The 14,596-nt window shown below is 59.4% G+C and carries 12 protein-coding genes; 6 read left to right on the top strand and 6 right to left on the bottom strand.

Annotated elements, in window-relative coordinates; all coding sequences use genetic code 11:
* Positions 1–198: 198 nt before the first annotated feature.
* The 3 genes from AABM55_RS24105 (at position 199) to AABM55_RS24115 (ending at position 2,666) form a co-directional block, all read left to right on the top strand.
* Entirely contained in the window at positions 199–1,470 is a 1,272-nt protein-coding gene (locus tag AABM55_RS24105; RefSeq protein WP_347927955.1) for a hypothetical protein, read from the top strand.
* A gap of 197 nt (positions 1,471–1,667) precedes the next feature.
* On the top strand, positions 1,668–2,066 hold the full coding sequence (locus AABM55_RS24110; RefSeq protein WP_347927956.1) for a DUF4440 domain-containing protein: 399 nt from the start codon (positions 1,668–1,670) through the stop codon (positions 2,064–2,066).
* 225 nt (positions 2,067–2,291) lie between these two features.
* Complete coding sequence (locus AABM55_RS24115; RefSeq protein WP_347927957.1) at positions 2,292–2,666, top strand: DUF6124 family protein; 375 nt, start codon at positions 2,292–2,294, stop codon at positions 2,664–2,666.
* Positions 2,667–2,821: 155 nt separating this feature from the next.
* Here the strand turns inward: AABM55_RS24115 and AABM55_RS24120 are convergent, their stop codons facing one another.
* From AABM55_RS24120 to AABM55_RS24135, 4 genes are read right to left on the bottom strand one after another with little or no spacing between them, the layout of a single operon-like run.
* Positions 2,822–3,685 (bottom strand): HlyD family secretion protein, encoded by an 864-nt coding sequence (locus tag AABM55_RS24120; protein WP_347927958.1) that lies wholly within the window; start codon positions 3,683–3,685, stop codon positions 2,822–2,824.
* Positions 3,686–3,695: 10 nt separating this feature from the next.
* Positions 3,696–3,896, bottom strand: a complete 201-nt coding sequence (locus AABM55_RS24125) for a DUF1656 domain-containing protein (RefSeq protein WP_054593931.1) — start codon at positions 3,894–3,896, stop codon at positions 3,696–3,698.
* Positions 3,886–6,072: an FUSC family protein gene (locus AABM55_RS24130; protein WP_347927959.1), complete on the bottom strand. Its 2,187-nt coding sequence runs from the start codon at positions 6,070–6,072 to the stop codon at positions 3,886–3,888. Before AABM55_RS24130 ends, AABM55_RS24125 begins: the two co-directional genes overlap by 11 nt.
* Before the next feature lie 10 nt (positions 6,073–6,082).
* Positions 6,083–7,594: an efflux transporter outer membrane subunit gene (locus AABM55_RS24135; protein ID WP_347927960.1), complete on the bottom strand. Its 1,512-nt coding sequence runs from the start codon at positions 7,592–7,594 to the stop codon at positions 6,083–6,085.
* A gap of 188 nt (positions 7,595–7,782) precedes the next feature.
* Here AABM55_RS24135 and AABM55_RS24140 point away from each other — a divergent pair, with 188 nt between their 5' ends.
* The gene (locus tag AABM55_RS24140; protein ID WP_054593934.1) at positions 7,783–8,751 is read left to right on the top strand and encodes a LysR family transcriptional regulator; all 969 of its coding nucleotides are present in this window, start codon (positions 7,783–7,785) and stop codon (positions 8,749–8,751) included.
* Between the two features lie 2,681 nt (positions 8,752–11,432).
* Positions 11,433–12,407 (top strand): D-glycerate dehydrogenase, encoded by a 975-nt coding sequence (locus AABM55_RS24145; RefSeq protein WP_103315737.1) that lies wholly within the window; start codon positions 11,433–11,435, stop codon positions 12,405–12,407.
* A gap of 60 nt (positions 12,408–12,467) precedes the next feature.
* On the opposite strand, the gene AABM55_RS24150 is transcribed toward AABM55_RS24145, so the two are convergent.
* Positions 12,468–12,860: a hypothetical protein gene (locus AABM55_RS24150; protein ID WP_347927961.1), complete on the bottom strand. Its 393-nt coding sequence runs from the start codon at positions 12,858–12,860 to the stop codon at positions 12,468–12,470.
* Positions 12,861–13,108: 248 nt separating this feature from the next.
* Between AABM55_RS24150 and AABM55_RS24155 the strand changes: the two genes are divergently transcribed.
* Positions 13,109–13,618, top strand: a complete 510-nt coding sequence (locus AABM55_RS24155; protein ID WP_103315739.1) for a DUF2165 family protein — start codon at positions 13,109–13,111, stop codon at positions 13,616–13,618.
* A 48-nt stretch (positions 13,619–13,666) separates the two neighbouring features.
* On the opposite strand, the gene AABM55_RS24160 is transcribed toward AABM55_RS24155, so the two are convergent.
* Positions 13,667–14,569, bottom strand: coding sequence for a DMT family transporter (locus AABM55_RS24160; RefSeq protein WP_103315740.1), 903 nt, complete (start codon positions 14,567–14,569; stop codon positions 13,667–13,669).
* Between the last annotated feature and the right edge of the window lie 27 nt (positions 14,570–14,596).

A 14,596-nucleotide genomic window follows, 5' to 3' on the forward strand; every position in this document is an offset into this window, starting at 1 on the left:
ATAAACCTCAACTAAGCAATCAAACAACAGACATAAACAAACACATTAAACCAGCAACTAAATATAGCAATAGCATCTACCGATCTATAACTTGCTCACTCATGAGGCCTGCCTATCAGCCCCCATGAAAAACCACATCTAAAAAACAATTAATCCGTTCTTCATATCGGACACTGAAACTCATACAAGGTAAATACCATGGACGCTATTACCCATAACCAGATTACTTTTTTCATCCCGGGAGACCGTGATCCGCATTTCGGTCTCGAAGGCGTTATCACTCTGTTTGAACTCAAGCACGCACTTGACACCGACCGGCATGTGAAAGGTTTCACTGTGTTGGCAGACGACAAGATTCTGGTGAGTGCATGGCTGGCCCGCGACCTGAAAGGGATCTATGGGCTGGCACGCTTCAATCCTGATGGCAGCGTCGACACCTCGTTTGCCGACATGGGCCTGGCGCAAGGCAACTTTGCCAATGGATACGACTCGACAGGCGGCCAGCTCGCCGTTCAGGACGACGGCCACATCATCATGCTGGGCTGGTCCCGCGAAGTAGACGTTTACAGCCCGAAACGCCTGGTCATTGCTCGCTTCGATATCAATGGCCTGGTTGACCACAGCTTTGGTGAACAGGGCTGCGTGGTCATTGAAAACAGCGCCCTCGGGGAGTTGGTTGACGACTCCAGCACCCTGCAATTGCTGGCCGACGGAACAATCCTCGTCAGCGCAACCTACTTGAAAGGGGATACCTCTAGCGGTGTGGTATTGCGAGTCGACACTCGCGGCAATCTGGATAAAAGCTTCAATAAAACCGGACAACTCGAGATCAATCATCAGGCGTTCACCCGTCTGTCAGTCACTGCCATCCGGGTGCAGGCCGATAACACTATTCTGGTCGCGGGTAGTGCTCAACGTTCACTGTCTGAAACACAAGGCTATGTCGCTCGTTATTCTCACGCGGGTGAACTTGACACTCACTTTGGCGGCACTCAAACACCCGGTTTCTCCCTGGTGAACATTCCGAATGGTACGGTTATCTTTCACGAACTTATCGACACCGCCGCCGGTAACGTCGTGGGTATTGGCCAGGCAAGTTCCGGTCAAAGAAACTGGGGCCTGCTCGTGGGCTTCGACACGACCGGCAACCCATTCCCCGAGTTCAATCAGGGTCGCCCGGTATTGACTTCGTTCAATGCCGACCATGGGAACGAGTGGGTGTGTGCGACCCGGCAGGCGGATGGCAGCATCGTCACCGCTGGCGGCTCCAGTCGCCTGTATATCGCGCGCTATCTGGCCAACGGCTCCGTTGACCGAAGCTTCGGTCAAAACGGTTGCATCCAGGAAGACACTCAACTGGTGACCACACCAGCGCTTCTACAAACACAAGCAACCGGCCGTATTCTGCTGGCGGGCAACACCCTGGGCTTAGGTGGCGCACTCGGCCATGTTTACGGCTATCAGGGCTGATTCTCCCTACCCTGGCAAGCGCCCCTGACCACACAGCTTGTTAGAGCTGTGTGGTCAGCCTTTAACCTTCATGAAATCAATAAACGCCTGCACCTTCAGTGGCCCTTGCGCTATTCCCCTTGTCAGCCATCCTGCGTCTGGACACCACCAAGCTGCTGACGCACATTACCCCTCACTCACCCAAGGAGAAAAACCGCATGACGGACTATCGCGAATACTTCAACGAAGTGACCCAGACCCTTGCCGACATCGAGCAATGGTTTTCCGGCAGCGCCGACAAAGGCCTACTGACGCAGTTGCTGGCACGTTTCTCGCCGCAGTTTTCGATGATCGCGCCCGGCGGCAATGTGCTGGATTATCCGGGTTTGAGCGAGCTGTTCGATAAACTCGGCGGCGCTCGCCCGGGCTTGAAAATCAGCCTGAGCGAATGGAGCGGGATTGACCAACATGCAGGCGGCGCCACCGTCAGCTACCGCGAGGTGCAATCCGATGCGAGCGGCGTGCTGAATGATCGGCGTGCGACGGCGGTGATTGAAAAACTGCCGTCAGGTGCGTTGCTGTGGCGGCATTTGCATGAGACGTATTGTCAGGGCTGAATGAGATCGCTCCCACTGAAGAGTGGGAGCGATCAAAAGGACGTTTATCTCGCGTAGGTTTTTGAAGGACAATGGCCCGCGCGCCTGAGGACGGTTCCGACACGTTTTGACGGGTGCGTTGGGTGATGGAGGACGGATAACCTTTTCGGGTCGCTGCCCATTCAGCGATCGGGTGTGGTAGCCCGGATATCTCATAGGAGTGACTTAACCTATTGGAGCATCACCATGTCTAAAGCTACCCCCAATCCCACTGAAACCGACAGCACCTCCCCTTACGCCTCCCTCGATTCAAAAGAACTCCACGCCGCCGCGCACCGTGCGCTCGACCATTACCTGGTGCTACCCGAGACCAAGCAATTGTTGGCCGACCGACGTCCCGGCTGCATTTTCGTCATCGCCCCCGATGTCGACAGTGAAACCCTGCTGGCCCACGCCTGCGAGACGCTCGCGTCGGTGAACGTCATGGCCAGCGATCTGGCGTTTGAGCTTGAAGGTCCCAAGCGCAATACCGCGCTGGCGATTCAGCAGATGATTTCACTGGCCGAGTTGGCGGTGAATCGCGCGCTGGATCACCTTGATCCACCGGACTCACCGCAGTAACCAATCCGGCGTCAGTCATTGTGGCGAGGGGGCTTGCCCCCGTTGGGTCGCGAAGCGGCCCTAAAATCGATGATCGTATTGCGTCAGAGAGAACGCATCTGTCGGTTTTACGACTGCTTCGCAGCCGAACGGGGGCAAGCCCCCTCGCCACAGGGTTACTCCGCACCGTCCTGATTCACCACCACCGTACAAGTAATCCCCGCCGCCAACAGCACCCCGTCCGGCACTTCATCAATGTGAATTCGCACCGGCACCCGTTGTGCCAAACGCACCCAGTTAAAGGTCGGATTCACGTCGGCGATCAGCTCGCGGCTTTCCGGGTTATCGCGGTCGTAGATGCCGCGCGAAATGCTCTCGACATGGCCCTTGAGCACTTCGCCGCTCATCAATTGCATGTCGGCCTGATCGCCGACTTTCACATGCGGCAGTTTGGTTTCTTCGAAGAAGCCGTAGACCCAGAACGAGTTCATGTCGACCACGGCCATTTTCGCTTCGCCGATGCGCGCGTAGTCGCCGCGATGGACGTTGAGGTTGGTGACATAACCGTCCACCGCCGCCAGCACTTTGGTGCGCTTGAGGTTCAACTCTGCGGCCTCAAGCTGTGCCTGGGCCTGTTGGTAATCGGCCAGCGCCGAGTCGGCAATGTTGCTGGCGTCGTCGCGGTTTTCCTTGGAGATCACCAGGTTGTCGAGGTCGGCGCGACGGTGCGCGTTGACCTTGCGCATCTCCCACGTGGCTTTGCGCGAAGCGACCAGCGATTGCGCCTGTTTCACCGCGATCTGGTAGTGCTCGGGATCGATCTGCATCAGCAGGTCGCCCTTTTTCACCAACTGGTTGTCACGTACCGGCACGTCGACCACTTCGCCGGTGACGTCGGCGGCGACATTGATGATGTCGGCGCGCACCCGGCCATCACGGGTCCACGGAGTGTCCATGTAATGCACCCAGAGGATCCGGCCGATCCACAGCGCGAGGGCCAGTACCAACAAGGTCGCGAGCAGGCTGAAGAGTTTTTTCATCGAATCGGTCTCAAGAGTAAACAGTCAGCGCAAGAGCGCCGAACAAACAGGTGAAGAGGCTCAGGCGCAGCAGCGCCGGGTGCCAGAAGAAGCGGTACAGATCAAACCCGGACAAAAACCGGTCGAGTGCCCAGGCCATTGCCGCAGCGATGAAAAACATCAGGGTCATGGTCGGCATGTACACGCCGTGGAAGGCGATTTCACGAGGCATGGTCAGGTCCTTGCGGGGCAGCGAGCGCTGCCAGCGGTGATTGCGGGTCGAGCAACGAAGTGCGGATGAAATGCAGGTAGCTCTTCACCCGGCGCAAGGCCGAGGTGTCGAAGTGCGGGGCGAAGGGTTCGTCGGTGGCCTGGACGCGGCTGATGGCGTGGTCGACCGCCACCAGGCTGCGCTCCAGATTGCTCTGGCTCGGTTGCAGAAATAGCCGCACCAGCGAGCGGCCCATGACCCGGATCGCCTGGCGCCACAGTTGGGTTTCGGCATAGGCCGGGTGCACCGGCAAGATCGCCTGTTCCTTGCGCAACTCGATGATCGCGTGGCCGACTTCCAGCACCACGAACATCCAGCGCAGCAGATCGCGTTGCACCTTAGGCTGTCCGGTGGCCAGGCCATAAGCCTGGTGCACCAGATCGCGGGTGCTGCTTTCAAAACCCGATGCCAACCCCTTGAGCTTGCCGCTGATAGCGAACACCACTTGCCCGCGCAAGTCCTGCTCCAGTCGCCGCCACAACCAGCGACTATTGGGCGGCAGGATGATCGCCCCGGCTGCCGCGCACACCAGCATGCCCATGATCATCGCGATGTAGTCGTTGATGAAGGTGTAGGGGTTGTAGACCGTCAGGTTGTCCGGCACTGAACCGGTGCTGAAAAAGATCAGCAACCCCAGGCCGACACCGGCGTACTGCGGCCGTGAGGTGAGAAACGAACCGAGCACGATCACCGGCGCCAGCATCACGCACAGCAGTGGGAAACCGTCGATCCACGGGAAGATGAAAAACATCTCGACGAAGCCGATCAGCGCACCGAGCAACGTCCCGCAGGCCATCTGGAACGCCATGCGCTTGGGGTTTGGCGTGGCCGCCGAGAGACCGACCGTGGCAGCAGCGATCAAGGTCATGGTCGCGCCGCTCGGCCACGCGGTGGCGACCCAGTAACTGCCCAGCACAATCAGAATGAACGACGCCCGAATGCCCGCCGCGGTCGACGCCAGCCAGTTGGTTTTCGGGGTGTAGGGCTCATCCCATTGCTCGCGTTCGTGGCGGTGCTCGGCCAGCGAGGCGTGGGTCTGTGCATAACTGTGCACTTCGTCGACGAAGCGGTAGAGCAACTCGTAGGCGGTGTGGAAATCCAGTTGCTCGGCGTCGCTCGGTTCGCTCTGCTGAAAGCTCGCCCGCAAGCTGCGCACCCGCGCCGGCAGCCCTTCTTTATAGGCGGCCAATTGCGCTGCCAGACGCGCTGCGTCGGCATGCGTCAGCGCACGACCCGAGAAGCCATCGAGCACTTCGGCGAGGTCCTGCAACCCGGGTTTGATCGCAGCCACTACCTGTTCGGTGCCGCTGCTGCGCAAGCGTTCGAGCAATTGGTGCAAGGCGTTGAACCGGGTGGTGATGCCCATGAATTCGCTGTTCAAGCGACTGAGCCGACCATTGCGCCGACGCATGTGCGGGTCTTCGAACACGGTGACGCTGCGCAAGCCTTCCAGGCCCACGGCTTCGGCGATAAAGCGCACGTTGCCGGCTTCGAACGCCTCGCGTTGGCTGCGCCCGCGCAAGCCATCGGTGACGAACAGCGCAAACACTCCGAAGCGCTGATACAAGGCGTTGCGCATCGCGGCGCTGGCGGTTTGCGGGAGAATCGCGGCGCTGACCAGGGTTGAGCAGAGAATCCCCAGGGAGATTTCCAGCACCCGCCAGACTGCCGCCATGAACGCGCCGTCCGGGTGCGCCAGCGCCGGCAAGCCGACCATCGCCGCCGTATAACCGGCGAGCACAAACCCGTAGGCGCGGAAGTTGCGATAACGCGCGGCACCGGCCGTGCAGATGCCGACCCAGATCGCCAGCGAGCCGAGGAACAGTTCGGTGTTCTGGGCGAACAAGGCAATCAGCGCGACCATCACCGCCGAGCCAGCCAGCGTACCGAGGAAGCGATAGAAGCTCTTGGCGAACACCTGGCCGCTCTGCGGCTGCATGACGATGAACACGGTGATCATCGCGGTGCGCGGTTGCGGCAGCTCCAGGCGCATGGCCAGCCAGAGGGTCAGGAACGCGGCGGTCAGCACCTTGAAGATGTAGACCCAGGTCACGCCGTCACTGCGTGCCCAGTCGAAAAAACCCCGGCGCCATTCAAGGGAATACAGCCAGCGCAGCGGTGCAGGCAAGGGAGTCATGGTGTCCTGTTCAGTGGTCGAGGGCAGAGAGAATGGCTGGGGTTTTCGGCGCCTGGACTTTGCTGTCGGGCGGCACGTCGTTACCGGCGCCGAGCCCGCCACCAAGGGCAGTGACCAGTTCGGCATGGGCGCTCAAACGCGCGGCCTGAACCTGTTGTTGCACTTGCTGCTGCTTGAACAGCAGGCTTTGGGCATTCAGCACGTTGAGGTAATCAGTGAGCCCGCGCTGATAGGCGATCATCGCGATGTCGTAGGTTTTCTGCGCCGCCGCCACCGACTCCTCGGCGAAGGCTTGCTGTTTGTCCATGGACTCGCGGCGGATCAACTGATCGGAGATGCTTTTGAGCGCATCGACCAGGGTCTGGTTGTACTTCGCCACGGCGATGTCATAGCCGGCCGAGGCTTCGCCCAACTCCGAGCGCAAGCGCCCACCGTCGAAGATCGGCAGGGAGATCGCCGGCCCGACGTTGTAGTTGAGCTTCTTGCCGGTCAGGAACTCCAGCGCCCCGCCACCGGTGGCCATGTAACCAAGGCTGCCGACCAGATCGACGTTGGGGTAGAAGCCAGCGTGCGCCACCTCGATCCCGCGCGCCTGGGCCGCGACTTGCCAGCGACTGGCGACCACGTCCGGGCGTTGGCCGAGCAATTGCGCAGGCAATGCCGAGGGTAGTTTCAGTGCGGTACCAAGGGACAGCGTCGGACGCTGCAACTGTGCGCCCTCCCCTGGACCTTTGCCTGCCAATGCCGCAAGTTGATTGCGGCTCAGGGCGATTTCTTCGTCCAGTGCATCCAGTTGTCGATGGGTTTCCGGCAACGGGGTTTGTGCCTGGCTGACTTCGAAATGGGTACCGATGCCGCCATCCAGGCGCTTTTGTGCAAGCTCGAGAATCTGCTGTTGCTGCTTGAGGGTCGCGGCCACGATGTCCCGCTGCGCGTAATGCAGCGACAGCTGGATGTAGGCGCGGACCACGTTGTTCTGCAATTCGAGCTGAGCCATGCGCGCTTCGGCGGCGCTCATGTGGGCCATGTCGACGGCGCGTTCGGTGGCATTGCTTTCGCGGCCCCAAAGGTCGAGGGCGTAGCTGAAACCGAGAGCGGCGTTGTTGTCCCAAGTGGTGGTGTTGGCCAGCTCGCCCGGACCGTAAAACTGATCGGTGGGCCAGTTATGGCGCTTGAGGGTGGATTGGCCATTGACCTGCAACGACTCGGCCGATTCGGCAACACCGGCCATGGACTTGGCCTGACGCACACGAGCAGCGGCCATGGCCATGCTCGGACTGCCTTGCACGGCGAGGTCGATCCAGTGATTGAGTTGCGGGTCGCCATAGGCCTGCCACCACTGCGCGGTGGGCCAGTGAGCATCCTTGGCGGCGCTTTGAATGGCCTCGTCGGTGGCCAATGTATTGGCGTCGAATGCCTTGCCCTGTGGCGCAATACCTCCGGTTCCGATGCAGCCGCTGATTGCTAACGATAAAACCCAAACACTGAGAGTCTTCAGCTCTCTGCTGATGCGACGCGGCACTGCTGCAAATTCCTGAGGTGGGGAGGACGTCCCGTAAGAGATGGGCGCAATTCTAGGGGTGGGCTTGAGCAGCGATAAGCCGGGAATCCTGTGAATCTTTGTTACCGTTCACGAGATAATCCCTTGGTCGGGGTCACAGCACTCCGTAACTTCGTGTCACAATTTGTCATCGCACCCGAGAGCACCCCATGGACACTTTGCAAAACATGCGCGCCTTCAGCTGTGTCGCCGAAGCCGGCAGCTTCACTGCCGCTGCCGTGCAGCTCGATACCACGACAGCCAACGTCTCGCGCGCGGTTTCCAACCTGGAAGCCCACCTGCAAACCCGTTTACTCAACCGCACCACCCGCCGCATCGCCCTGACCGAGGCCGGTAAACGTTATTTGCTGCGCTGCGGGCAGATCCTCGCCTATGTCGAGGAAGCCGAAGCCGAGGCCAGCGACGCCCATGCACGCCCGGCCGGACAGCTCAAGGTGCATACCATGACCGGGATCGGTCAGCACTTCGTGATCGATGCGATCGCCCGCTATCGCAAGTCCCACCCGGACGTGACCTTCGACCTGACCATGGCCAACCGCGTACCGGATTTGCTGGACGAGGGCTACGACGTATCGATCGTGCTGGCCAGCGAACTGCCGGACTCGGGTTTCGTTTCGCAACGGCTGGGCATCACCTACAGCATCGTTTGCGCGTCGCCTGCTTATGTAAAAGCCAACGGCTGCGCGCAGAAGCCCAGCGACCTGTTGAATCACGCCTGCCTGCGCCTGGTCAGCCCGGTGATTCCGCTGGAGAAGTGGCTGTTCGACGGCCCGGAAGGCCAGGAAATGGTCACCATCAACAGCTCACCATTTCTGGTGAACTCCGCCGACGCGATGAAAACCGCGATCATCAGCGGCATGGGCGTCGGTGTGTTGCCGGTCTATGCCGCCATCGAAGGTCTGCGCAATGGCAGCCTGGTGCGGGTCATGCCCAACTACCGCTCGCAGGAGCTGAACCTGTACGCCATCTACCCGTCGCGCCAGTACCTGGATGCGAAGATCAAGACCTGGGTCGAGTACCTGCGCGGCTCGCTGCCGGAGATCCTCGCGGCGCATCAGGCGGAATTGGCGGCGTATGAGCTGAGCGGGAGTCTGGGTGGAGCTCGGTTGGCCAATTGATCCTAAGGATTGAAGCGATCCAGTGTGGCGAGGGAGCTTGCTCCCGCTCGAGTGCGCAGCGCTCGCAATCGCGTCAATAAGCTAATTCAGGTAAGTCGAGATTGAAAGGCTGACGACTGCTGCGCAGCCGAGCGGGAGCAAGCTCCCTCGCCACAGGGTTTGTGTTCGCCCACAGCCTGCGGCTCTCGCATGGCGGCGTATGAGTTGAGCGGGAGTCTGGGCGGGGCACGGCTGGCCAATTGATCCTAAGGATTGACCCGATCCAGTGTGGCGAGGGAGCTTGCTCCCGCTCGAGTGCGCAGCGCTCGCAATCGCGTCAATGAGCTAATTCAGGTAAGTCGAGATTGAAAGGCTGACGACTGCTGCGCAGCCGAGCGGGAGCAAGCTCCCTCGCCACAGGGTTTGTGTTCGCCCAAAGCCTGCGGCTCTCACATGGCGGCGTATGAGTTGAGCGGGAGTCTGGGTGGGGCTCGGGTGGCCAATTGATCCTAAGGATTGACCCGATCCAGTGTGGCGAGGGAGCTTGCTCCCGCTCGAGTGCGCAGCGCTCGCAATCGCGTCAATGAGCTAATTCAGGTAAGTCGAGATTGAAAGGCTGACGACTGCTGCGCAGCCGAGCGGGAGCAAGCTCCCTCGCCACAGATTTTGTGTTCGCCCACTGCCTGTGGCTCTCGCATGGTGGCATATGAGTTGAGCGGGAGTCTGGGTGGAGCTCGGGTGGCCAATTGATCCTAAGGATTGACCCGATCCAGTGTGGCGAGGGAGCTTGCTCCCGCTCGAGTGCGCAGCGCTCGCAATCGCGTCAATGAGCTAATTCAGGTAAGTCGAGATTGGAAGGCTGACGACTGCTGCGCAGCCGAGCGGGAGCAAGCTCCCTCGCCACAGGGTTTGTGTTCGCCCAAAGCCTGCGGCTCTCACATGGCGGCGTATGAGTTGAGCGGGAGTCTGGGTGGGGCTCGGGTGGCCAATTGATCCTAAGGATTGACCCGATCCAGTGTGGCGAGGGAGCTTGCTCCCGCTCGAGTGCGCAGCGCTCGCAATCGCGTCAATGAGCTAATTCAGGTAAGTCGAGATTGGAAGGCTGACGACTGCTGCGCAGCCGAGCGGGAGCAAGCTCCCTCGCCACAGGGTTTGTGTTCGCCCAAAGCCTGTGGCTCTCGCATGGTGGCGTATGAGTTGAGCAGGAGTCTGGGCGGGGCACGGTTGGCCAATTGATCCTAAGGATTGACCCGATCCAGTGTGGCGAGGGAGCTTGCTCCCGCTCGAGTGCGCAGCGCTCGCAATCGTGTCAATGAGCTAATTCAGGTAAGTCAAGATTGAGAGGCTGACGACTGCTGCGCAGCCGAGCGGGAGCAAGCTCCCTCGCCACAGGGTTTGTGTTCGCCCACAGCCTGCGGCTCTCGCATGGCGGCGTATGAGTTGAGCGGGGTCTGGGTGGGGCTCGGGTGGCGAATTGATCCTAAGGATTGACCCGATCCAGTGTGGCGAGGGAGCTTGCTCCCGCTCGAGTGCGCAGCGCTCGCAATCGTGTCAATGAGCTATTTCAGGTAAGTCGAGATTGAAAGGCTGACGACTGCTGCGCAGCCGAGCGGGAGCAAGCTCCCTCGCCACAGGGTTTGTGTTCGCCCACAGCCTGTGGCTCTCGCATGGCGGCGTATGAGTTGAGCGGGAGTCTGGGCGGGGCACGGTTGGCCAATTGATCCTAAGGATTGAAGCGATCCAGTGTGGCGAGGGAGCTTGCTCCCGCTCGAGTGCGCAGCGCTCGCAATCGTGTCAATGAGCTAATTCAGGTAAGTCGAGATTGAAAGGCTGACGACTGCTGCGCAGCCGAGCGGGAGCAAGCTCCCTCGCCACAGGTTTGTGTTCGCCCACAGCCTGTGGCTCTCGCATGGTGGCGTATGAGTTGAGCCGGAGTCTGGGCGAGGCACGGTTGGCCAATTGATCCTAAGGATTGACCCGATCCAGTGTGCCGAGGGAGCTTGCTCCCGCTCGAGTGCGCAGCGCTCGCAATCGCGTCAATGAGCTAATTCAGGTAAGTCGAGATTGAAAGGCTGACGACTGCTGCGCAGCCGAGCGGGAGCAAGCTCCCTCTGCCACAGGGTTTGTGTTCGCCCACAGCCTGTGGCTCTCGCATGGTGGCGTATGAGTTGAGCGGGAGTCTGGGCGGGGCACGGTTGGCCAATTGATCCTAAGGATTGACCCGATCCAGTGTGCCGAGGGAGCTTGCTCCCGCTCGAGTGCGCAGCGCTCGCAATCGCGTCAATGAGCTAATTCAGGTAAGTCGAGATTGAAAGGCTGACGACTGCTGCGCAGCCGAGCGGGAGCAAGCTCCCTCGCCACAGGGTTTGTGTTCGCCCAAAGCCTGCGGCTCTCACATGGCGGCGTATGAGTTGAGCGGGAGTCTGGGTGGGGCTCGGGTGGCCAATTGATCCTAAGGATTGACCCGATCCAGTGTGGCGAGGGAGCTTGCTCCCGCTCGAGTGCGCAGCGCTCGCAATCGCGTCAATGAGCTAATTCAGGTAAGTCGAGATTGAGAGGCTGACGACTGCTGCGCAGCCGAGCGGGAGCAAGCTCCCTCGCCACAGGGTTTGTGTTCGCCCACAGCCTGTGGCTCTCGCAAAAACCCGTCAGAGAATGTTAGCGTGCTTGGCATTCTCCTCCGCCTGACGAGCCTTCCTGCGATGAAAAAGACCGTACTTGCCTTCAGCCGTGTCTCGCCCGAAATGGTCGAATCCTTGCGACACGACTTCGATGTGATCGTGCCCAACCCCAAGCTGGGTGACATCAATGCCCAGTTCAATGAAGCCCTGCCCCACGCACACGGCTTGATCGGCGTCGGTCGCAAGCTTGGTCGGGCCCAATTGGAGAACGCCAGCAAACTCGAAGTGGTGTCCAGTGTCTCGGTCGGCTACGACAACTACGACCTGGCCTACTTCAACGAACGCGGGATCATGCTCACCAACACCCCGGACGTGCTGACCGAAAGCACCGCCGACCTGGCCTTTGCCTTGCTGATGAGTAGTGCCCGACGTGTCGCCGAGCTGGACGCCTGGACCAAGGCCGGGCAATGGCAGGCCACGGTCGGTGCGCCGCTGTTTGGTTGCGACGTGCATGGCAAGACCCTGGGCATCGTCGGCATGGGCAACATTGGCGCGGCCATTGCCCGACGCGGTCGCCTGGGCTTCAACATGCCGATTCTGTACAGCGGCAACAGCCGTAAGCCCCAGCTTGAACAGGAGCTCGGCGCGCAGTTTCGCAGCCTTGATCAGTTGCTGGCCGAAGCCGATTTCGTTTGCCTGGTAGTGCCGCTCAGCGACAAGACCCGGCACCTGATCAGCCATCGCGAACTGGCACTGATGAAGCCGAGCGCGATTCTGGTGAATATTTCCCGTGGCCCGGTGGTCGATGAACCGGCGCTGATCGAGGCCTTGCAGAACAACCGGATCCGCGGGGCGGGGCTGGATGTCTACGAGAAGGAACCGCTGGCCGAGTCGCCGCTGTTCCAGCTGAAGAACGCCGTGACCTTGCCGCACATCGGTTCGGCCACCCACGAAACCCGCGAAGCCATGGCCCACCGCGCCTTGGCCAACCTGCGCAGCGCGTTGTTGGGCGAGCGGCCGCAGGATCTGGTGAATCCGCAGGTGTGGAAGGGTTGATAGAAACAGGGCACGTTCCAGCTGAACGCGCCCTGCCCCTCGTTACGACAACGCATCATGTCATTCGACGACATCAAAGTACTTGAAATTAGACGGTGTCGTGTCATTCACGAAGTACAGTGCAAATGCCGTTTCGCCAATCAATCGATTGATCATGTCTTCAGGCACCTGCGCCTCGATTTTCTTCTCTTCGTTCAGCGTAAATCGGTCTTCATAATCGACAATTCCGGGGGTGGCGCTCCCCAGATAAAAAAGGACTGTATTGCCGGGCTCGAATTCGTCATAACCAAGCCCCACCCAAAGCCCATCCTTCGAAACACACGCATGACTCAATTTGCCATTAGCCCCCAGCAACTGGATAACTGGCGCCGGCGGCAAAGCCTCGTTTGAGTAATCCTGATTATTTAAAGATTTACGAATATTCGCGATGATTGCAAGTTGATCTTTATTCATGGTAATTCCACCCTAGGTATGATCGAGACACCTTCCAGAATCCAGACCACGCTAAACAGAACACACCCAGGTGTCTACTGTCACAGTTGACAGTAGACAACCCTGAAATAACAGTGACCACCCGAGCATTCAAACTACGACAGGACACAACTTGCAATTCAGTCCCCTGCCCGGCATTTTTTTTGCGTTATAAACTCCTGCCCCGACAGCCTGCATAGTGCAGGCCCCGGATGTGGAGAGTGCGCAACATGATAAATTTCACGACGGCCTGCTTAATCAGGCGCAGTAAGTTGCTCCTGGTTTTAATGGCAGGAGGATTTGGCCTGCTTATTGTATTCAGCAATGTGACTGACTACGCCTCAAACTACGAGTTTGTGGGACATATCCTCAGCATGGACACAACCCGTCCCAACGAAACCCTGCGCTATCGCGCCATCACTTCCCCCATGCTGCACCATAGAATCTACTGGATGATCATCACCCTGGAGACAACCTACACCGCCTGTTGTTTATTGGGGGCCTATCAGCTTTACACAAAACTCAATGCGCCGCGCAAAGAGTTCCACGAGGCAAAGAAATACGGAATTGTCGGTTTGATGATCGGCATTTTCGTGTATTACTTCTGTATACAGGTGATCGCCAATGAATGGTTCGACATGGACACTTCCGCAGAATGGAATGCCATGGCATGGACCCGAAGCATTATCGGTTACATGATGACCGCACTTATTTATCTGTCACTGAAAACCGACAATTAACCCACATCGTACGGATCACCCCGATAAGGCAAAGTGTAACTTGATCGATCACGCCAACTTGCCACTGCCCACCGTCACTCGCGCCTTGGGTTTGCGAAACACCAACACGTTACCCAACATGACCAGTACCAACCCGGCCAAAGCCGGCGTGGTCCATTGATAGCCTTCGGCGAAGGCCGACACGTTCAAAGCCACTACCGGGAACAGCACCGTGCAATACGCCGCACGTTCAGGGCCCATGCGTCCGACCAGGGTCAGGTACGCGGTGAAACCAATCACCGAGCCCGGAATCACCAGGTACAACAACGAGCCGATGTAACGAGTATTCCATTCAATGTCGAAGGGAATACCTTTGACCAGGCAGTACATCGACAGCATCGCGGCGCCATAGGCCATGCCCCAGGCGTTGGTGGTCAGTGGCTTGAGGCCGGCTTTCTGTTGCAGGCTCGAGAGCATGTTGCCGGCCGAGAAGCACAGCGTGCCCAGCAGCGCCAGAGCCAGGCCAAGCAAGGTTTGCGGGCTGGCGGTATGGCCGACCAGTTCCGGCCAGAACAACAAGCCCAGCCCGATCAACCCCAGCGCGCCGCCCATCAACACATTGCGGGCCACTTTCTGGCCGAAGAACACCCGCGCATTCAGCGCATTCCACAGCGTGGCAGTGGAGAACACCACGGCGACCAGACCGCTGGGAATCCACTGGCTGGCGGTGAGGAAGCACATGAAATTGATGCAGAACAAGCACAACCCCTGGGCCAGGCAGATCAGATGACCGCGCCGGTTCATCACTTGCAGGCGTCGGCTGAGCAGTAACATCACGAACAGCACCAGCGATGCCAGGCCGAAGCGATAAACGATCGACACCGGAATCGCCACCACCCCCAGTTGCAGTTTCAAGGCGATCCAGGTGGTGCCCCAGATCAGCACCGTTAGCAGGTATAGCGAGAGGTTCATGTCGGCAACTCCTGAAGATGGCCTTCA

Origin of the sequence: Pseudomonas helvetica, assembly GCF_039908645.1 — a bacterium.
Taxonomy (GTDB): Bacteria; Pseudomonadota; Gammaproteobacteria; order Pseudomonadales; family Pseudomonadaceae; genus Aquipseudomonas; species Aquipseudomonas helvetica.

Coding starts and splice junctions, on each gene's coding strand:
- AABM55_RS24105 (WP_347927955.1), top strand. CDS start 199: ATGGACGCTATTACCCATAACCAGATTACTTTTTTCATCCCGGGAGAC.
- AABM55_RS24110 (WP_347927956.1), top strand. CDS start 1,668: ATGACGGACTATCGCGAATACTTCAACGAAGTGACCCAGACCCTTGCC.
- AABM55_RS24115 (WP_347927957.1), top strand. CDS start 2,292: ATGTCTAAAGCTACCCCCAATCCCACTGAAACCGACAGCACCTCCCCT.
- AABM55_RS24120 (WP_347927958.1), bottom strand. CDS start 3,685: ATGAAAAAACTCTTCAGCCTGCTCGCGACCTTGTTGGTACTGGCCCTC.
- AABM55_RS24125 (WP_054593931.1), bottom strand. CDS start 3,896: ATGCCTCGTGAAATCGCCTTCCACGGCGTGTACATGCCGACCATGACC.
- AABM55_RS24130 (WP_347927959.1), bottom strand. CDS start 6,072: ATGACTCCCTTGCCTGCACCGCTGCGCTGGCTGTATTCCCTTGAATGG.
- AABM55_RS24140 (WP_054593934.1), top strand. CDS start 7,783: ATGGACACTTTGCAAAACATGCGCGCCTTCAGCTGTGTCGCCGAAGCC.
- AABM55_RS24145 (WP_103315737.1), top strand. CDS start 11,433: ATGAAAAAGACCGTACTTGCCTTCAGCCGTGTCTCGCCCGAAATGGTC.
- AABM55_RS24150 (WP_347927961.1), bottom strand. CDS start 12,860: ATGAATAAAGATCAACTTGCAATCATCGCGAATATTCGTAAATCTTTA.
- AABM55_RS24155 (WP_103315739.1), top strand. CDS start 13,109: ATGATAAATTTCACGACGGCCTGCTTAATCAGGCGCAGTAAGTTGCTC.
- AABM55_RS24160 (WP_103315740.1), bottom strand. CDS start 14,569: ATGAACCTCTCGCTATACCTGCTAACGGTGCTGATCTGGGGCACCACC.